Here is a 17,386-nt window from a genome sequence, read left to right on the forward strand (position 1 = left end):
ACACGGCGGCCCCTTGACCGGGCCGCCGCAAGAGCGTTCAAAGGGGCATGGCCCTCCATCTCATCAAACTCTGTGTCGGCGCGGATTCCATCGACGATCTGCGTGAATGGGTGTCCGAGCGTTCGCTGATCGCGATCGCGGCCGGCATGGAACCGCATTCGAGCCACATCACCCGCATGGTTCCTAAGCGCGACCGGGAGTTGCTCGAGGGCGGCTCGCTCTACTGGGTGATCAAGGGCCAGGTACAGGCGCGCCAGCCGCTCCTCGACATCAAGACCTTCACGGATACCGACGGCATCTCGCGCTGCGAGCTGGTGCTCGGGCCGGAGGTCGTGGAGACCGAACTGCAGCCGCGCCGCGCCTTCCAGGGCTGGCGCTACCTGACGAACGACGACGCGCCGCGCGACCTGAAGAACATGGGGGAGGGAGCGGCCGACCTGCCGTTGGAACTGCGCCGGGAACTCGCCGAACTCGGCCTGCTCTAAGCTTCCTGTCTTGCGCAATTCCGAACGTAAAACCGCTTCACGCTTTTGCTGGAATTGCTTATCGCAGGCGCAGGCGAACCGGGTGACGGCGCTCGCTGGCGCCGACATGGAGATGGATCCCGGCGACCGGCTGGCCCGAGCGCCAGGCCCTGGCGCCATGGGCGAGCAGCATACCGACGAGATCCTTCGTCCTGTTGCGTGAACGGCCGAGCCCGATATCCGCAATCCGCATCGCCGCTTCGTGCAGCGGGTGGAGCGTGCCCTTGAGCGACCGGCGCTTTTGCGCGCCGGTCGCGGGGGGGACATCGAACAGGTTCTCGTTCATCGCCATGATCTGCCTCGTACGCATTACCCAATCGAGGATGGCAGAGCCGCCTTCGCGGCATTCCGCCTGCCTTGCTCCGCAGTCCCGGGACGCACTACCTGTCCGGTGACGCTATTGGGGCAAGGCGGTAGTTCAGGGAGCGCCGGAGGTCGGCGCCTCCGGTCGTCCTTACTGCTGGCTGGCCCAGCAGGCGAAACCCTTGCGCTTCAGCGCCTTGCAGGCGGCCGTCGCGCGGTCCTGGTTGTCGAAGCCGCCGAAGCGGGCGCGGTAGAGCTGCTGGCTGCCGCTGTTGACGGCGACGGTGAAGGGCTGCGCGCTGGAAAGCGCCTTGCCACCCTGGTCCTTCGCCTTGGAAAGCAGGTCCTGTGCCTGGCCCTTGTCCGGCGTCGCGCCGATCTGGATGACCCAGCCCGAGGGCATCGTTTCCGATGCGACGGTGGAGGAGGTGGTCAGTTCGTCGAGCGTACCGCTCGTGTCGCCCTGTTCCGTCAGGTCCTCCGGCGGCACGGCGGCCTCGCGCTGGATCTTCAGCGTCGCGGCGAGCGCCCGCTTGCCCACGACTTCCGAGGCGGAAGCCGACGTCGCGGCATAGGCCGTCTCGATGCGGGATTCGTTGTAGCGATAGGTCGGGACCGGGCCGTTCTCCGGCAGGTCGAGGCTGCCGGTAACCGAGGCGGTGGCGACCTTGCCGGCGGTTTCGGCGGTCAGCGTCGGCGCATCCTTCGTTTCGGCGATCAGTTCGCCGCCGCCGCGGCGCGAGGCCTTCGGCATGTAGGTGGCGATGAGCTTGCGCATCTGCTGGTCGCGGCTGGCGCCCGAACGGCCGCCGATGACGACGCCGACGACGCTGCGCCCGTCGGCAACGGCCGAGGTCACGAGATTGTAGCCGGACGCCCGGGTATAGCCGGTCTTGATGCCGTCGACGCCGCGCACGGTGCCGAGCAGCCGGTTGTGGCCGCGGATGACCTGCTTGCCGAAGCGGAAGCTCTGGACGGAGAAATAGTCGTAATATTGCGGAAAATGCTGGCGCAGCGCGATGCCGAGGCGGGCCTGGTCGCGGGCGGTGGTCACCTGCGCCGTGTTGGGAAGCCCGTTGGCGTTGCGATAGACGGTGCGCGTCATGCCGAGGGCGCGCGCCTTCTGCGTCATCATGCGGGCGAAACGCTCTTCCGAGCCGCCGAGGAACTCCGCGAGCGCCGTGGAGGCGTCGTTCGCCGAGCGGGTGATGAGGCCGAGCATCGCCTGCTCGACCGTGATCGACTTGCCGACGCCGACGCCGAGCTTGGTCGGCGGCTCGCTGGACGCGTTCTTGGAGAAGGGCACGCGGGTATCGAGCCGGATCTTGCCGGCCTCAAGCGCCTCGAAGGTGAGGTAAAGCGTCATCATCTTGGTGAGCGAGGCGGGATACCGAAGCGCGTCCGCATCCTCGCTGTAGAGCACCTTGCCCGTCTTGGCGTCGATGACGATGCCGGAATATTTCGGATTGGCCTCCGCGGGGGTGGCGACGGCAACGGTGGCGACCATTCCGATCATCACCAAGCCTTTCGCCACAGTGGCAACCGCCTGGCAGGAGCGGGGGAGGAAATCGAGGAATACGGAACGGGACACTACGTTACTCTTCATTCTCGGATTGCACATGTTGCCCGGGCGCGACCGCCCGATCGACCAATTCCGGCACAGTAGCGGGATAGCGTTACCAATCGGTTTATGATGAATCATCGGTTTCCGAGATCAGCGGTATTTTCCCGACCGGAGCCGGTGGACGCGGGGCGGCCGTTGCGGATGAGCGAGCGGCCGAGATAGTCGCGGACGCGCGCCTCCATGGCCTGCCACTGCGGCAAAAGTCTGCTCGAAAAACGGTAAAGCACGGAAAGGTCCTCGCCGATGTGGATATCGCGCTGGCAGTCGGCGCTGGTCGAGCGCGCCGCGTCGGCCGGCATCATGCAGCGCACCGCGTAGTCGGAACCGTCGGGGAGGCGACCGGTGAAGAACACCTCGTCGCCGTAGCCGGAATTCTCCTTTAGGCGGCGCAGGACGAGGCCGGCAGGGCCGGGCTCGAACGTCGCGCCGAAAAGGTGGCTGTAGATCGGCTCCAGCCGGCCGGACATGTCTTTCGACATGGTGCTCTGCGACAGATTGAGGAAGACCAGGCTTTCCGGATGGCCGGCATCGTTGAACCGGCTGCGCTGCGCATGGGAATAGCCCCGCATTTCCGGCCAGGTGAGATAGAGGTCGACCCGCTCGGCGCGGCCCGTCCGGCGCTGTTCCTCGAAGCGGATCGCGTTGGCGGGCAGGCGGATCTGGTCCTGGCCGATGACGATATCGACGGGCGCGGCATTTTCCGTATGCCCCGCCAGCGCGATGCGCTCGCCGAGAACGCGGCCGGCGACGGCGATCGCCACCGTCAGGCCGGCCAGCACCGCGACGCCGATCGTCAGGCGCGTCAGCAGGCGATGGGAGATGAGGGGGGCGTGTTCGTCATTGCCGGTTGCTGCCGCTGTCATCTCGTCCACCTGTGGCCGGCCGGAATCGGCTTTCTGCGCCGTCTCGACCCTGTGCGAACAGGGTTAATTTTCGGTTGAGATCGGCTTTGCGGCCGGCGCGGGTCGGGGTTTGGCCCCTCCAAGATTTCCCGACTTGTTGCTGACGCATTCCACTCCTAAAATGGTACCGGCACCCGACTGCAATTCTGCCGGCCGGATGCGCAACAGGGGAGTCAGCCATGGACGCGCTTCGAGACCCCACGCATATCGGCATGTTCGAGCCTCAGGACCTCGTCGTCCTGCAAGGCGTCTTCACCCGCCTGACGGCGGCGAACACCCCCAGCCTCGACGAGGCGCGTGCGCGCTCGCTCGCCCGGTCGATCATCACGCTCTACCGGCACGGCGTGCGCGACCCCGAGCAGCTTTTCGACGTGCTGCAGGCCCAGCCGTCGCGAGACGGATGGGCGCCGGGGCTTAACCATGCATAAACCATAATTCATGGAAGCTGGCGGCGGGGTTTCCATCCATTCGCAATTTTGCCATCTTATTGGCATGATTAACGGACTGTTATTTACTGAGTGGCATTGACGGCCGGCTTGCAAGGGGCAAGGCAGTTGGCTGGCGCACCGTCGGGGACAATAGCGGCGTGGGACATAAAAAATCGAAGATCGATGCGACCCGGTTCGGCAAGAGCCTGCGGCTGCTGACTATTCCGCTGATCTGCGCGGGCCTTGCGGCCTGTGCGACGACGACGCCCGCGCCCAAGAAGAAAGTGCGCAGCAAGGAGTATTTCTCCGAATCCGAATATGGCGTGAAGGCGAGCCCGCGCATCGTGGAAGAGGGCCAGTCCGTGCCCAAGGGCGGCGGCCGCTACCAGCTCGGCAAGGCCTACCAGGTCCGCGGCAAGTGGTACAAACCGAAGGAAGAGCCCGGCTACAACAAGACCGGCCTTGCCTCCTGGTACGGCTCCGCCTTCCATGGCCGCAAGACCGCCAACGGCGAAGTCTACGACAAGTATCATCTGTCCGCCGCGCATCCGACCTTCCCGCTGCCGAGCTATGCCCGCGTGACGAACATGGAAAACGGCACCTCCGTCGTCGTGCGCGTCAACGACCGCGGCCCGTTCCATGAGGGGCGCGTGATCGACGTCTCCTCCAAGACCGCCGATCTCCTCGACATGAAGCGCACCGGCACGGCCAAGGTCCGCGTGCAATATGTCGGCAAGGCGCCGCTCGAGGGCAACGACATGCCCTATCTCATGGCCTCCTACGTCACCAAGGGCTCGCGCGTGCCCGCCGTCGACCCGGGCGGCCAGATCGCCACGGGCGTCATGGTGGCCTCGGCCGACAACAGCATGCTGCCGGGCATCGGCCAAGGTGAGGGCGTGCTGACCGTGCCGGCCGAAAGCACCATGACGGCGCTCGCCAAGACGGCGCCCGCGTCCGACGCCTTCCAGGTGATGGAACAGTTCGTCATGCTGCCGGAAATCGGCCCGCTGCCGCTCGACCGGCCCAATTTCGTGCCGCAGCTTTCCGCCGATCCGAGCTATGCCGCGGCCTATGCGGACGAGCGCGTGCGCGATGCCGCCGGCGCCTTCGATGCGATCCTGACGATCGACGGCAGGCTGACGCCGCTCTCGGCGCTTGCCGGCAACGCGGGCTGACCGCCCGCTTTCCCCAAGCCGTTTGCGCAATGCGAACGGCTGTGGGAGTGTGACGACATCCGGAGTCACCATGCATCGCCGCCTTTTCACCGTCCTCGTTCTTCTCGTCTCCTTCGCGGGCCTTGCATTCGCCCAGTCGGCCGCCCCCCAGGCCGGCTTCGACGTCAAGGCCCGGCAGGTCTACCTCATCGAGGCGGAGACCGGAACGGTGCTCTTCGCGCGCGCCGAGGACGAGGCCGTGCCCGCCGCCTCGCTCGCCAAGCTGATGACCATGGCGAGCGTCTTCAAGGCGCTTTCGGGCGGCGAGACGACGCTGGAGACGACCTATCCCGTCACGGAACATGCCTGGCGCACGGGCGGGGCGCCCTCGCGCACCTCCACCATGTTCGCTGCGCTGAAATCCACTCCGCGCGTCGAGGACCTGATCCGCGGCGTCACGGTGCAGTTCGCCAACGATGCCTGCATCATCCTCGCCGAGGGCCTTGCCGGCTCGGAAACGGCCTTTGCAGAACGGATGACGGTGGAGGCGAGGGCGCTCGGCCTTAAAACATCGACCTTCGCCAATGCCACCGGCCTGCCGAACCCCGGCAACATCGTGACGATGCGCGAGATGGTCACGCTCGCCCGGCACCTTCAGACGGCCTATCCGCAGCACATGCGCTACTATGCCGAGCCGGAATTCGAGTGGAACAAGATCAAGCAGCGCAACCGCAATCCGCTGCTGGCGCTGGATATCGGCGTGACGGGCTTCGTCACCGGCTTTTCGGAGGAGGGCGGCTATTCCATCGTCGCGGCGGTCAACCGGGACGGCAAGCACCTCGTACTCGCCATGGGCGGCATGGAGAACGACAAGGCTCGCATCGAGGAATCCCGCCGCATCATCGAATGGGCGCTGTCCTCCTTCGAGCGCCGCACGCTGTTCAAGGAGGGCGAGGCGATCGCCGATGCCAGCGTCTATGGCGGCGATGTCTCGACCGTGCCGCTGGTCGCCGGCGAGCAGGTCGACGTCTTCCTGCCGAAGGACAATTCGCAGCGTCTCGTCGCGCGCGTCGTCTACGACTGGCCGGTGCGCGCGCCGGTCACGCCGGGGCAGACGGTCGGCACGCTGAAGATCTGGAACGACAAGCAGCTTCTGCGCGAGGTGCCGGTGAAAACGGCGGGCACCGTCGGCGTCGGCACGCTGCGGGCGCGGGCGCTCGACGCGCTGATCGAACTGTTCTTCTTCTGGATCTGACGGGGCGAAAAGCGTTTCGCCGGCCGGAAACATGGGGTAGTAGTGTCCCGAGTCATTCCGGCCCTGCCGGATATCGCGCGTAAAGACGGAAACAGGATTTGGCGGCCGCACCGGGTTTGTTTGTCACGTTCGAGGGCGGCGAGGGCGCCGGAAAGTCGACGCAGATCCGGCTTCTGGCGGCAGCCTTGCGTGCGCGCGGCCTCACCGTGCTGATGACGCGCGAGCCGGGCGGCTCCAAGGGGGCCGAAGCGGTGCGCCACGTCCTTCTCTCCGGCGCCGCCGAACCCTATGGCATCCGCATGGAGGCGGTGCTCTTCGCCGCCGCGCGCAGCGACCATGTCGAAGAGGTCATCCGCCCGGCGCTTGCCGCCGGCACGGTCGTTTTGTGCGACCGGTTCATGGATTCGTCCCGCGTCTACCAGGGCATTACCGGCAATCTGGAGCCGTCCTTCATCGAGGCGCTGGAGCGCGTCGCCGTCAACGGCGTCGTGCCCGACTGCACGATCATCTTCGACCTGTCCGCCGCCATCGGCCTGGAGCGCGCCCGCAGGCGCGGCGCCGGCGAGAGCGAAACGCCCGACCGTTTCGAGAAGGAGGAACTGGAAACCCACGAGAAGCGCCGCGAGGCCTTTCTCGACATTGCCGAGCGCGAACCGCTGCGGTGCCGCGTCGTGGACGCCACGCAGGCGCAGGATGCCATCGCCGCCAAGGTGCTTGCGCTGGTCGAGCCTCTGCTGCCCATCACCGCCCACGGCCGGCAGGACCCGGAGCGCGTCTCGTGAGCGAGGAACGGCCCGGCATTCTCGACGGTGCGGTGCATCCCGCCGAGCAGACGAAGCTCTTCGGCCATGCCGAGGCGGAGAACTTTCTCGCGCGCTCCTATCGCTCGGGCAAGGGGCACCATGCCATCCTGATCGAGGGGCCGAACGGCATCGGCAAGGCGACGCTCGCCTTCCGCTTCGCCAACCACGTCCTCCATCACCCTGAACCCGCCGAGGCGCCGGAGACCATCGCCGACCCGTCGCCCGCCTCGCCGATCACCCGGCAGCTCGCCGCCGGCGCCTCGCACAATCTCCTGCACCTCGCCCGCCCGGTCGACGAGAAGACCGGCAAGGTGAAGGCCTTCATCACGGTCGACGAGGTGCGCAAGGCCGGAAAATTCCTGGCTCAGACATCGGGCACGGGCAACTGGCGCATCGTCATCATCGACCCAGCCGACGACCTCAACCGCAATGCCGCCAACGCCATCCTGAAGATCCTGGAGGAGCCACCGAAGCGCTCGCTCTTCCTTGTGCTCACGCATGCCCCCGGAAAGCTCCTGCCGACCATCCGCTCGCGCTGCCTGCCGCTCCCCCTGTCGCCGTTGTCGCGGGACGACCTTGCGGCCGCCCTCGACAGTCTCGGCGCCGCACCGGGCGGCCCGCGGGCAGGGGAGGTGCTTTCGGCCGCCCGCGGCAGCGTCTCCGAAGCCCTCAAGCTCACCAATTACGGCGGCTTCGATATCGTGGAGGCCTTCCGCGGCATAGTGGAAGCACCGGGCGAGCCGCCGCGCCGCGACGTGCACAAGCTCGCCGACGTACTGTCGGCCAGGGACAGCGACACGGTCTTCTCCTTCTTCTGCCAGCATGCCACGGATTTCGTGACGGATGCCGCGCGTGCGGCGGCCCTTGCCGGCGACCTTTCCCGCGCCGACCGCCTCGCCCAGCTCTCCGCGCAGCTCGGCGAGCGCATCGCGATTGCGACCGGCTACAATCTCGATCGCAAGCAGACGATCATCACGGTGCTCGACGACATCCGCGCCGCGCTTTAAGTGAACTTGCTGTTTCCCTTGCCGCCCGCATGGTCTAATACCTTGCGGCATTGCACAACCGAAGACAGAATGCACCCGCCATGACCGACACGAACCGTTTCTACATCACGACCGCCATTTCCTATCCGAACGGCAAGCCGCATATCGGCCATGCCTACGAGCTGATCGCGACGGATGCCATGGCGCGCTACCAGCGGCTCGACGGGCGCGACGTGTTCTTCCTGACCGGCACGGACGAGCATGGCCAGAAGATGCAGCAGACGGCGAAGAAGGAAGGCATTTCGCCGCGCGAACTCGCAGATCGGAATTCAAAAGAATTCAAGGATATGGCCGTCCTTCTTAATGCTTCGAACGATGACTTCATCCGCACGACGGAAGAGCGCCATTACGAGGCCTGCGCCGAGATCTGGCGCCGCATGGCCGCAAACGGCGATATCTACAAGGGCGGCTATGCCGGCTGGTACTCGGTGCGCGACGAGGCTTATTACCAGGAGAACGAGACGGAGAAGCGCGACGACGGCGTGCGCTACGGCCCGCAGGGCACGCCCGTCGAATGGGTGGAGGAGGAGAGCTACTTCTTCCGCCTCTCCGCCTACCAGGACAGGCTGCTGAAGCACTACGAGGACAATCCGGATTTCATCGGCCCGGCCGAGCGCCGCAACGAAGTGATCTCCTTCGTCAAATCGGGCCTGAAGGACCTGTCGGTCTCGCGCACCACCTTCGACTGGGGCATTCCGGTTCCGGACGATCCGGCGCATGTCATGTATGTCTGGGTCGACGCACTGACCAACTACATCACCGCGACCGGCTATCTCACCGATCCCGAGGGACAGCGCGCCAGATACTGGCCGGCGAACATCCACATCATCGGCAAGGACATCATCCGCTTCCACGCCGTCTACTGGCCGGCCTTCCTCATGTCGGCGGGCCTGCCGCTGCCGGGCCGCGTCTTCGCCCACGGCTTCCTGCTCAACAAGGGCGAGAAGATGTCGAAGTCGCTCGGCAACGTGGTCGACCCGGTCAACCTCGTCAACCATTTCGGCCTCGATCCGATCCGCTACTTCTTCCTGCGCGAGGTCTCCTTCGGCCAGGACGGCAGCTATAGCGAGGAGGGCATCGCGACCCGCATCAACTCCGACCTCGCCAACGGCATCGGCAATCTCGCCAGCCGCTCGCTGTCGATGATCGTGAAAAACTGCGACGGCAAGGTGCCGGAGTGCGGCGCGCTTTCCGAGGCCGACAGCGCCATGCTCGCCTCCGTCGATGCGCTGCATGCGCTGACGCGCGAAGAGATGGGCAAGCAGCAGATCCACAAGGCGCTTGCCGCGATCATCGCCGTCGTCTCCGAGGCCGACCGCTATTTCGCCGGCGAGGCGCCCTGGGCGCTGAAGAAGACCGATCCCGTGCGCATGGGCACCGTGCTCTACGTGACGGCGGAAGTCGTGCGGCAGATCGCAATCCTCTTGCAGCCCTTCATGCCGAAATCCGGCCGCAAGCTGCTCGATCTCGTCGCCGCGCCCGTCGAAAAGCGCGATTTCGCGGCGCTCGGCCAAGCCGGTCGTCTCGTCAGCGGCACGCCGCTGGAAGCGCCGAGCCCGGTCTTCCCGCGCTATGTCGCACCCGAGGCGTAAATGCTGATCGACACGCACTGCCATCTGGATTTCCCCGACTTCGAAGCGGAGCGCGACGCCATCGTCGCGCGGGCGCACGCTGCCGGGGTGAAGCAGATGATCACCATCTCGACCCGGGTGAAAAAGTTTCCGACGATCCTGGCGATCGCGGAGAAATATCCGTCCGTCTTCTGCTCGGTCGGCACGCATCCGCACAATGCGGACGAGGAGCTCGACATCCCGGTCTCGGAACTGGTCGAGCTTTCCAAGCACCCGCGCGTCGTGGCGATCGGCGAGGCGGGGCTCGATTATTTCTACGACAATGCGCCGCGCGAGGCGCAGGCCATCGGCCTTCGCAACCACATCGCCGCCGCGCGGGAAACCGGTCTGCCGCTCGTCATTCACAGCCGCTCGGCGGACGAGGACATGGCGGCGATCCTGACCGAGGAAACGGGGAAGGGGGCCTTCCCCTTCCTGCTGCACTGCTTTTCCTCCGGCCCGGAGCTTGCCCGAACCGGCGTGGCGCTCGGCGGTTACGTCTCCTTCTCCGGCATCCTGACCTTCCCGAAATCGGAAGAGCTGCGCGAGATCGCCAAAACCGTGCCGCTGGCGCGCATGCTGGTCGAGACCGACGCGCCCTACCTTGCGCCGAAACCCTACCGGGGCAAGCGCAACGAACCGGCCTATGTGGCGCACACCGCCGCGGTGCTGGCCGAGACCGTCGGCATCGGCCAAGACGAGATCGCCCGCATCACCACCGAAAACGCCTTCCGCATCTTCTCGAAGATGCCGCGGGTGTAGCCGTGGCCTGCACGCGGCGCTTCACCATTCTCGGCTGCGGCTCGTCGCCCGGCGTGCCGCGCATCACCGGCGACTGGGGCGCCTGCGATCCGGCCAACCCGAAGAACCGCCGCACCCGCGCCGCCTTCCTCGTCGAGCAGATCGGCCCGCAGGGCACGACGACCGTCGTCATCGACACGGGGCCGGATTTCCGCACGCAGATGATCGCCGCGGGCGTCGAGGCCATCGATGCGGTGCTCTATACGCACGCCCATGCCGACCATATCCACGGCATAGACGATATCCGCGGCTTCGTGCTGCAGAACCACAGGCAGGTGCCGATCTGGGCCGATCCGGCGACGATGGAGCGCATCCGCGAGGGGTTCGGCTACTGCCTGAAGACGCCGCCGGGCAGCATGTATCCGCCCATCGTGACGGAAAACCTGATCGAGCCGATGGACGCGCCGCTGACGATCGACGGGCGAGGGGGCGCGATCACCTTCCAACCCCTCCTCCAGGTGCACGGCTCCATCCATTCGCTCGGCTTCCGCATCGGAAACGTCGCCTATTGCAGCGATATCAGCGACTTCCCGGAGGAAACCGTCGAGCGGCTCGAAGGGCTCGACATGCTGATCGTCGACGCGCTGCAATACCGCTTCCATTCCAGCCACCTGTCGCTCAGCCAGGCGCTGGAATGGATCGAGCGGCTGAAGCCGGCGCGCGCCATCCTCACCCATATGCATGTGCCGCTCGACTACGACACGGTGCAAAGGGAAACGCCGGCTCATGTGGAACCGGCGTTTGACGGGCTCAGCTTCGAGATCGTCCTTGCGGACGATCAGGCGAAATAGGGTTTCAGATTTTCCCGGATGCGGTCCAGCACCGTCGCGCCCGAAAGATCGGGCGTGAACGTCTTGCCGGTGATCTGCTCATAGGCCTGGATATAGACCTTCGAGGTCTGCTCGACGAGGTCGCGCGGGATTTCCGGGATCGGGTCCTTGTAGGGGTCGCAGCGCTCGGTGACCCAGGCGCGGACGAAATCCTTGTCGAAGCTTGCCGGGCGACCGCCCGTCGCAAAACTCTGCTCGTAGCTGTCGGCGATCCAGTAGCGGCTCGAATCCGGCGTGTGGATCTCGTCGGCCAGCACGATGCGGCCGTCCGTATCCGTGCCGAACTCGTATTTGGTGTCGACGAGGATCAGCCCGCGCTCGGCCGCGCGGGCCTGTCCGCGCGCAAACAGCGCCAGCGCATAGCGCGACACCGTTTCCCATTGCTCGGCCGTCAGCAGGCCCTGCGCGAGGATCTCGGCACCCGAAAGCGGTTCGTCATGGCCGCCGTCGAAGGCTTTGCTGGTTGGCGTGATGATCGGCTCGGGCAGCTTTTCGTTGTCCTTCAGGCCGTCGGGCAGCGTCATGCCGTACATTTCGCGCTCGCCCTTGCGGTATTTCGTCAGGATCGAGGTGCTGGTCGTGCCGGCGAGATAGCCGCGCACGACGATCTCGACCGGCAGGATATCGAGCCGCGTGCCGATGACGACATTCGGGTCCGGATAGGAAATGACATGGTTCGAGCAGATGTCGGCGGTCTCCTCGAACCAGTAGCGCGCCGTCTGGGTCAGCACCTGGCCCTTGAAGGGAATGGCGGTGAGGATGACGTCGAAGGCGCTGAGCCGGTCCGTCGCGATGATGACGCGGCTGCCGTCCGCAAGGTCGTAGTTCTCGCGGACCTTGCCGTTGTAGCGGTTCGGCAGTTCCGGGATATGGGCGTCGGAGAGAATGCGCAACTCGCTCATCGGGACAGGCTTTCGCTGTTGGTTTCATCTGCCGTTCCGCTTAAGGCCAGGGATGGTAAAGGGTCAAGGCGCAAACCGGACTTTCGGAGGGTTCGGGGCATGTTGCAATCATCGCCATGTTCCATAATCTATCTTATGCGACTTTTGCTTTGTACCGGGTACATTCTATTTCCAAGTGCGACATATCGACGGTTTCGCCCGAAGCGTAGTAAGGTATCCCTCACCCGCCCAGCCGCTTTTCATTCCGCCACGATCCCGATGCCCGATATCCCCGTTCTTGAAACCGACCGTCTCGTCCTGCGCGGCTTTCGCGCCGACGATCTCGAAGCCATGACGACGATGTGGGCGATGCCCGAGGTCGTGCGCTATATCGGCGGCGTGCCGCTGTCGCGCGAACAGTCGTGGACGCGCCTGCTGCGCCAGATCGGCATGTGGAGCGTCATGAACTTCGGCTTCTGGGCGATCACCGAAAAGAGGTCCGGCCAGCTCATCGGCGAAGCCGGGTTCCATGAGATGCGCCGCGATATGACGCCCCGTATCGAGGACACGCTGGAGGCCGGCTGGGGCCTGCTTCCGGGCTTCCACGGCCGCGGCTATGCCAGCGAGGCGTTGCGCGCCATGCTGCCCTGGGCGGAAGCCAACCACGGCGGCCTGCCGGTGACCTGCATCATCGACCCCGCCAACGCGGCCTCCATTCGCCTTGCCGAGCAGCACGGGTTCCGCGAATTCGCCCGCTCGACCTATCTGGGAAGCGATATCGTCCTCTTCCGCAAGGCTCCGGCGTAAGGCATCGGCCTTTTCGTGCGCCCATGCTATTCTGGCGCCGGCCGAAACGGAGTGTGCGCCATGAAAATGCTTGCCGCCGTGTTCCTTTGCGTTTCGCTGGCCCCGCCCTGCGCCGCCCGGTCGGCGGAACCCGTCGAGACGGTTCAGGGCATCATCCAGAGCCAGATCACCGCTTTCCTGAACGACGACGCGAAGACCGCCTATTCCTTCGCCTCGCCGACCATCCGTGGAAAATTCCCGACCGAGGACGCCTTTTTCGACATGGTGAAGAAGGGCTATGCGCCCGTTTACCGGCCGGGCAATTTCGCCTTCGGCCGCGCGAAGGTCGCGGACGGCATGGTCGTGCAGGAAGTGCTGATCTCGGGGCCGGACGGCAAGGACTGGACGGCGCTCTACCAGGTCGTGAAGCAGCCGGACGGCAGCTACAAGATCAACGGCGTGCACATGGTGCGCACCGCGCCGGGGCCGGAGATCTGACCACCCCAAGCACGGAAGACGCCCTCAGAGAGGGGCAAGATCGCCCCTCGCCCAGTTCTCCTGCGTCTCCGCCATGATATCGGCAAAGCGCCCCTCGTCGATCGCCTTGCGGATGCCGGCCATCAGGTCCTGGTAGTAGGAGAGGTTGTTCCAGGTGAGCAGCATGCCGCCGAGCGATTCGTTGGCGCGGATGAGGTGGTGCAGGTAGGCGCGCGAATAGTCGCGGGCGGCCGGGCAGGACGATTCCTCGTCGAGCGGGCGCATGTCCTCGGCGTGGCGCGCGTTGCGCAGGTTGATGCGGCCGCGGCGCGTGAAGGCGAGGCCATGACGGCCGGAGCGGGTCGGCATCACGCAGTCGAACATGTCGATGCCGCGGGCGACGGATTTTATGATGTCGTCCGGCGTGCCGACGCCCATCAGGTAGCGCGGCTTCCCGGCCGGCATGTGCGGCACGGTCGTGTCGATCATGTCGAGCATGACCTCCTGCGGCTCTCCGACGGCAAGGCCGCCGATAGCGTAGCCCTTGAGGTTCATCCCGGCGAGCGCCTCGGCCGAGCGCACGCGCAGATGCGAAATGTCGCCGCCCTGCACGATGCCGAACATCGCCTTGCCGGGCTGGTCGCCGAAGGCCACCCTGCAGCGCTCGGCCCAGCGCAGCGACATTTCCATGGCGCGCTCGATCTCCTTCGGCGAGGCCGGCAGGGCCACGCATTCGTCGAGCTGCATCTGGATATCGCTGTCGAGCAGGCCCTGGATCTCGATCGAGCGCTCCGGCGACATGTGGTGCAGCGCGCCGTCGATATGGCTCTTGAAGGTGACGCCCTGCTCGTCGAGCTTGCGCAGGCCCGACAGCGACATGACCTGGAAGCCGCCCGAATCGGTGAGGATCGGATGCGGCCAGCGGATGAGCTCATGCAGGCCGCCGAGGCGCGCGACGCGCTCCGGGCCGGGGCGCAGCATCAGGTGATAGGTGTTGCCGAGGATGATGTCGGCGCCGAGGTCGCGCACCTGGTCGAGATACATCGCCTTGACCGTGCCGACCGTGCCGACCGGCATGAAGGCCGGCGTGCGGATCACGCCGCGCGGCATGGAAACCTCGCCGCGACGGGCCTTGCCGTCGGTGGCGAGGAGCTTGAACTGGAAGGTCTCGGTCATCGGTCGTTCCGGAAAAGCAGGCTGGAGTCGCCGTAGGAATAGAAGCGGTAGCCGGCAGCGATCGCATGGGCATAGGCGCCGCGCATCGTCTCCAGGCCCGAAAAGGCGGAGACGAGCATGAAGAGCGTCGATTTCGGCAGGTGGAAATTGGTCATCAGCATGTCGGCCGTGCGGAAGCGGTAGCCGGGGGTGATGAAGATGCCCGTCGCGCCGGACCACGGCTTGATCGTGCCGTCTTCGCCGGCGGCGCTTTCGAGGAGGCGCAGCGAGGTCGTGCCGACGGAGACGATGCGCCCGCCCCTCGCCCGCACAGTGTTGAGCGCGGCGGCGGTCTCCACGGAGACGTAGCCGATCTCCTCGTGCATGACGTGGTCGGTCGTATCGTCCGCCTTCACCGGCAGGAAGGTGCCGGCGCCGACATGCAGCGTCACGAAATGCCGCTCGACGCCGAGCACGTCGAGCGTTTCGAAGAGCGTGCCGGTGAAATGCAGGCCCGCCGTCGGCGCCGCGACGGCGCCCTCCTCGCGGGCATAGATCGTCTGGTAGTCTCGGCGGTCCGCCTCGTCGTCCTCGCGCTTGGAGGCGATGTAGGGCGGCAGCGGGATATGGCCGACGGCGGCGATGGCCCGGTCGAGATCGGGACCGGAGGCGTCGAAATGCAGGGTGACCTCGCCGCCCTCGCCTTTCTGCTCGACGGTCGCCGAAAGCGCTTCCGCCGCGCCGAAGGCGATGCGGTCACCCAGCTTGATGCGCTTGCCGGGCCTGGCAAAGGCCTTCCAGCGATCGCCGGCGATGCGCATGTGCAGCGTTGCAGAAACCTTCTGGCCGCCCGCGCCCTCGCGGTGGCGGATGCCCTCGAGCTGGGCCGGGATGACCCGCGTGTCGTTGAAGACCAGCGCGTCGCCGGGGCGCAGCAGCGACGGCAGGTCGCCGACGGTGCGGTCCTCGTAGGGTGCGTCCCTGCCCGGTTGAACGACGAGCAGCCTTGCCGCCTCACGCGGCGTTACCGGGCGCAGCGCGATGTTTTCTTCCGGCAGATCGAAATCGAAGAGGTCGACGCGCATGGGCGGGCTCAGGTGAAGCGGATCATGAGCGCGCCGCCGACAAGCAGCACGGCGCCGGCGATGCGGCCGACGGAGATTTCCCGCACGGCCATGCCGAGGAAGCCGATGCGATCGAGCAGGATGCCGGCGAGAAGCTGCCCGGAGACGGCGAAGGCCATGACGGCGGCAGCGCCGATGCGCGGCGTCAGGTAGATGGCGGTCGTCACATAGACCGTGCCGAGCGCACCGCCGGCGAAATAGACCCAGGCATCCGGGCCGCGCCAGTCGGGCGCCCGGCCCTCGAAGGCGGCGGTGGCGAAGACGACAAGAGCGAGGACGAGCGCGCCGGCGAAGAACGAGACGCAGGCGGCCGCGACCGGCATGGCGAGCCCCCGGCCCAGCAGCGCGTTGATGGGGGCCTGGATGGCGATGCACGCGCCTGCCGCAATGCCGAGCAGCGCCCAGAGGAAAGCAGCCATATGACGTCGTCTCTTGAAAAGCGCTCAAAGAAAAACCGCGCCCGCCGGGGCGAGCGCGGTCGAAAACGAAGGTTCTCTATCAGGCGGCCGCGTCGGCGGCAACCTTCATCGAGACGATGGTGTCGGGATCGCGCACCGGCTCGCCGCGCTTGATCTTGTCGATGTTCTCCATGCCTTCGACGACCTGGCCCCAGACGGAATACTGCTTGTTGAGCCAGGGGGCGTCGGTGAAGCAGATGAAGAACTGCGAGTTTGCCGAGTTCGGCATCTGGCTGCGGGCCATCGAGCAGGTGCCGCGCACATGGCTCATGTTGGAGAACTCGGCCTTGAGGTCCGGCTTTTCCGAGCCGCCCATGCCGGCGCGGGCCGGGTTGAAGTCCTTGCCGCCGGTCTTGCCGTACTGCACGTCGCCCGTCTGGGCCATGAAGTCCTCGATGACGCGGTGGAAGACGACGCCGTCATAGGCGCCTTCGCGCGTCAGTTCCTTGACGCGCGCGACGTGGCCCGGTGCGAGATCCGGAAGAAGCTGGATGACCACCTTGCCCTTCGTGGTCTCCATGATGATGGTGTTTTCCGGATCCTTGATCTCGGCCATGGTCTTTCTCCTTCAAAGGCGGTTGTGCAGAAAGTGTGTCGCCGTTCTGCGATTACAACGGGCGACACACCGAAAAGTGAACTACTTGCCTACGGTGACCTTGATCATCCGATCGGGATCGGTGACCGCGCCGTTATTGGCTTCGTCGCCGCGCTTGATCTTGTCGACATTCTCCATGCCGGAAACGACCTTGCCGACGACCGTGTACTGGCCGTTCAGGAAGTCGCCGGGGGCGAACATGATGAAGAACTGCGAATTGGCCGAGTTCGGGTCCTGCGACCGGGCCATGCCGACCGTGCCGCGCTCGAAGGGCACGTTGGAGAATTCCTGCGGCAGGTCCGGCTGGCTGGAGCCGCCCGTGCCGGCCGCATCGGGCTGGAAGCCGTCTTCCATGTCGCCGTACTGCACGTCGCCGGTCTGCGCCATGAAGCCTTCGATGACGCGGTGGAAGGCGACATTGTCATATTCGCCGGCGGCGGCCAGCGCCTTGATGCGCTCGACATGCTTGGGCGCCACCTGGTCGTTCAGTTCGACGACGACGGGGCCGTCCTTGAGCTGGATCGTGATGAATTCGGCCGCTTGGGCAACGACGGCGCTCGTCGTGGCGGCAAGGAACAGGGCTCCTGCAAAGGCGAAACGGAGGATGTTCATGATAGCTCCCTAAGGGGG

General features: G+C 65.8%; 20 protein-coding genes. 11 read left to right on the forward strand and 9 right to left on the reverse strand.

The genetic code is table 11. The features are described 5' to 3' along the window. Nucleotides 1-47: 47 nt before the first annotated feature. Nucleotides 48-485: a DUF1489 family protein gene (locus AB3G45_RS16150; RefSeq protein WP_367831542.1), complete on the forward strand. Its 438-nt coding sequence runs from the start codon at nt 48-50 to the stop codon at nt 483-485. 58 nt (nt 486-543) lie between these two features. Here the strand turns inward: AB3G45_RS16150 and AB3G45_RS16155 are convergent, their stop codons facing one another. The 3 genes from AB3G45_RS16155 to AB3G45_RS16165 all read right to left on the reverse strand — a co-directional run bounded on the left by AB3G45_RS16155 (nt 544) and on the right by AB3G45_RS16165 (nt 3,314). Then, nucleotides 544-816 (reverse strand): hypothetical protein, encoded by a 273-nt coding sequence (locus AB3G45_RS16155; RefSeq protein WP_367833599.1) that lies wholly within the window; start codon nt 814-816, stop codon nt 544-546. A 162-nt stretch (nt 817-978) separates the two neighbouring features. Beyond that, a complete protein-coding gene (locus AB3G45_RS16160; RefSeq protein WP_367831543.1) occupies nt 979-2,448 on the reverse strand; it encodes a D-alanyl-D-alanine carboxypeptidase in 1,470 nt (489 codons plus the stop codon). 77 nt (nt 2,449-2,525) lie between these two features. After that, nucleotides 2,526-3,314 carry a hypothetical protein gene (locus tag AB3G45_RS16165; RefSeq protein WP_367831544.1) on the reverse strand — a complete coding sequence of 263 codons (789 nt, stop codon included), beginning with the start codon at nt 3,312-3,314 and terminating at the stop codon, nt 2,526-2,528. 218 nt (nt 3,315-3,532) lie between these two features. Between AB3G45_RS16165 and AB3G45_RS16170 the strand changes: the two genes are divergently transcribed. The 8 genes from AB3G45_RS16170 (at nt 3,533) to AB3G45_RS16205 (ending at nt 11,241) form a co-directional block, all read left to right on the forward strand. Further along, the gene (locus AB3G45_RS16170; protein WP_367831545.1) at nt 3,533-3,781 is read left to right on the forward strand and encodes a hypothetical protein; all 249 of its coding nucleotides are present in this window, start codon (nt 3,533-3,535) and stop codon (nt 3,779-3,781) included. A gap of 158 nt (nt 3,782-3,939) precedes the next feature. Beyond that, entirely contained in the window at nt 3,940-4,956 is a 1,017-nt protein-coding gene (locus tag AB3G45_RS16175) for a septal ring lytic transglycosylase RlpA family protein (protein WP_367831546.1), read from the forward strand. A 70-nt stretch (nt 4,957-5,026) separates the two neighbouring features. After that, a complete protein-coding gene (locus tag AB3G45_RS16180; RefSeq protein WP_367831547.1) occupies nt 5,027-6,190 on the forward strand; it encodes a D-alanyl-D-alanine carboxypeptidase family protein in 1,164 nt (387 codons plus the stop codon). 98 nt (nt 6,191-6,288) lie between these two features. After that, a complete protein-coding gene (tmk, locus tag AB3G45_RS16185; RefSeq protein ID WP_367831548.1) occupies nt 6,289-6,972 on the forward strand; it encodes a dTMP kinase in 684 nt (227 codons plus the stop codon). Then, on the forward strand, nt 6,969-8,000 hold the full coding sequence (locus AB3G45_RS16190) for a DNA polymerase III subunit delta' (protein WP_367831549.1): 1,032 nt from the start codon (nt 6,969-6,971) through the stop codon (nt 7,998-8,000). The genes tmk and AB3G45_RS16190 overlap by 4 nt, the downstream gene beginning before the upstream one ends. An 80-nt stretch (nt 8,001-8,080) precedes the next feature. Then, complete coding sequence (gene metG, locus AB3G45_RS16195; RefSeq protein ID WP_367831550.1) at nt 8,081-9,631, forward strand: methionine--tRNA ligase; 1,551 nt, start codon at nt 8,081-8,083, stop codon at nt 9,629-9,631. Next, a complete protein-coding gene (locus AB3G45_RS16200; protein WP_367831551.1) occupies nt 9,632-10,411 on the forward strand; it encodes a TatD family hydrolase in 780 nt (259 codons plus the stop codon). It begins immediately after the preceding gene. 2 nt (nt 10,412-10,413) lie between these two features. Continuing rightward, complete coding sequence (locus AB3G45_RS16205; RefSeq protein ID WP_367831552.1) at nt 10,414-11,241, forward strand: MBL fold metallo-hydrolase; 828 nt, start codon at nt 10,414-10,416, stop codon at nt 11,239-11,241. On the opposite strand, the gene AB3G45_RS16210 is transcribed toward AB3G45_RS16205, so the two are convergent. Further along, on the reverse strand, nt 11,229-12,173 hold the full coding sequence (locus AB3G45_RS16210; RefSeq protein ID WP_367833600.1) for a phosphoribosylaminoimidazolesuccinocarboxamide synthase: 945 nt from the start codon (nt 12,171-12,173) through the stop codon (nt 11,229-11,231). The two genes, AB3G45_RS16205 and AB3G45_RS16210, sit on opposite strands and share 13 nt — an antisense overlap. A 267-nt stretch (nt 12,174-12,440) precedes the next feature. Between AB3G45_RS16210 and AB3G45_RS16215 the strand changes: the two genes are divergently transcribed. Together AB3G45_RS16215 and AB3G45_RS16220 are read left to right on the forward strand one after the other, a co-directional pair. Next, entirely contained in the window at nt 12,441-12,968 is a 528-nt protein-coding gene (locus AB3G45_RS16215; RefSeq protein WP_367831553.1) for a GNAT family N-acetyltransferase, read from the forward strand. A gap of 66 nt (nt 12,969-13,034) precedes the next feature. Then, the gene (locus tag AB3G45_RS16220; protein ID WP_367833601.1) at nt 13,035-13,445 is read left to right on the forward strand and encodes a DUF4864 domain-containing protein; all 411 of its coding nucleotides are present in this window, start codon (nt 13,035-13,037) and stop codon (nt 13,443-13,445) included. A gap of 24 nt (nt 13,446-13,469) precedes the next feature. Here the strand turns inward: AB3G45_RS16220 and tgt are convergent, their stop codons facing one another. The 5 genes from tgt to AB3G45_RS16245 form a co-directional block, all read right to left on the reverse strand. Continuing rightward, entirely contained in the window at nt 13,470-14,600 is a 1,131-nt protein-coding gene (gene tgt / locus AB3G45_RS16225; RefSeq protein ID WP_367831554.1) for a tRNA guanosine(34) transglycosylase Tgt, read from the reverse strand. Then, nucleotides 14,597-15,664, reverse strand: coding sequence for a tRNA preQ1(34) S-adenosylmethionine ribosyltransferase-isomerase QueA (gene queA, locus AB3G45_RS16230; RefSeq protein WP_367831555.1), 1,068 nt, complete (start codon nt 15,662-15,664; stop codon nt 14,597-14,599). The genes tgt and queA overlap by 4 nt, the downstream gene beginning before the upstream one ends. An 8-nt stretch (nt 15,665-15,672) precedes the next feature. Beyond that, nucleotides 15,673-16,122: a DMT family transporter gene (locus tag AB3G45_RS16235; protein WP_367831556.1), complete on the reverse strand. Its 450-nt coding sequence runs from the start codon at nt 16,120-16,122 to the stop codon at nt 15,673-15,675. A 79-nt stretch (nt 16,123-16,201) separates the two neighbouring features. Continuing rightward, entirely contained in the window at nt 16,202-16,717 is a 516-nt protein-coding gene (locus AB3G45_RS16240) for a peptidylprolyl isomerase (RefSeq protein ID WP_367831557.1), read from the reverse strand. A gap of 81 nt (nt 16,718-16,798) precedes the next feature. Next, nucleotides 16,799-17,368 (reverse strand): peptidylprolyl isomerase, encoded by a 570-nt coding sequence (locus AB3G45_RS16245; protein WP_367831558.1) that lies wholly within the window; start codon nt 17,366-17,368, stop codon nt 16,799-16,801. Between the last annotated feature and the right edge of the window lie 18 nt (nt 17,369-17,386).

The organism is Shinella sp. S4-D37, from assembly GCF_040812195.1.
Classification (GTDB): domain Bacteria; phylum Pseudomonadota; class Alphaproteobacteria; order Rhizobiales; family Rhizobiaceae; genus Shinella.

Bases quoted from the DNA above. Each gene is read 5' to 3' on its own strand.
- AB3G45_RS16150 (WP_367831542.1), top strand. From the start codon at position 48: ATGGCCCTCCATCTCATCAAACTCTGTGTCGGCGCGGATTCCATCGAC.
- AB3G45_RS16155 (WP_367833599.1), bottom strand. From the start codon at position 816: ATGGCGATGAACGAGAACCTGTTCGATGTCCCCCCCGCGACCGGCGCG.
- AB3G45_RS16160 (WP_367831543.1), bottom strand. From the start codon at position 2,448: ATGTGCAATCCGAGAATGAAGAGTAACGTAGTGTCCCGTTCCGTATTC.
- AB3G45_RS16165 (WP_367831544.1), bottom strand. From the start codon at position 3,314: ATGACAGCGGCAGCAACCGGCAATGACGAACACGCCCCCCTCATCTCC.
- AB3G45_RS16170 (WP_367831545.1), top strand. From the start codon at position 3,533: ATGGACGCGCTTCGAGACCCCACGCATATCGGCATGTTCGAGCCTCAG.
- AB3G45_RS16180 (WP_367831547.1), top strand. From the start codon at position 5,027: ATGCATCGCCGCCTTTTCACCGTCCTCGTTCTTCTCGTCTCCTTCGCG.
- metG (WP_367831550.1), top strand. From the start codon at position 8,081: ATGACCGACACGAACCGTTTCTACATCACGACCGCCATTTCCTATCCG.
- AB3G45_RS16200 (WP_367831551.1), top strand. From the start codon at position 9,632: ATGCTGATCGACACGCACTGCCATCTGGATTTCCCCGACTTCGAAGCG.
- AB3G45_RS16215 (WP_367831553.1), top strand. From the start codon at position 12,441: ATGCCCGATATCCCCGTTCTTGAAACCGACCGTCTCGTCCTGCGCGGC.
- AB3G45_RS16220 (WP_367833601.1), top strand. From the start codon at position 13,035: ATGCTTGCCGCCGTGTTCCTTTGCGTTTCGCTGGCCCCGCCCTGCGCC.
- tgt (WP_367831554.1), bottom strand. From the start codon at position 14,600: ATGACCGAGACCTTCCAGTTCAAGCTCCTCGCCACCGACGGCAAGGCC.
- queA (WP_367831555.1), bottom strand. From the start codon at position 15,664: ATGCGCGTCGACCTCTTCGATTTCGATCTGCCGGAAGAAAACATCGCG.
- AB3G45_RS16235 (WP_367831556.1), bottom strand. From the start codon at position 16,122: ATGGCTGCTTTCCTCTGGGCGCTGCTCGGCATTGCGGCAGGCGCGTGC.
- AB3G45_RS16240 (WP_367831557.1), bottom strand. From the start codon at position 16,717: ATGGCCGAGATCAAGGATCCGGAAAACACCATCATCATGGAGACCACG.
- AB3G45_RS16245 (WP_367831558.1), bottom strand. From the start codon at position 17,368: ATGAACATCCTCCGTTTCGCCTTTGCAGGAGCCCTGTTCCTTGCCGCC.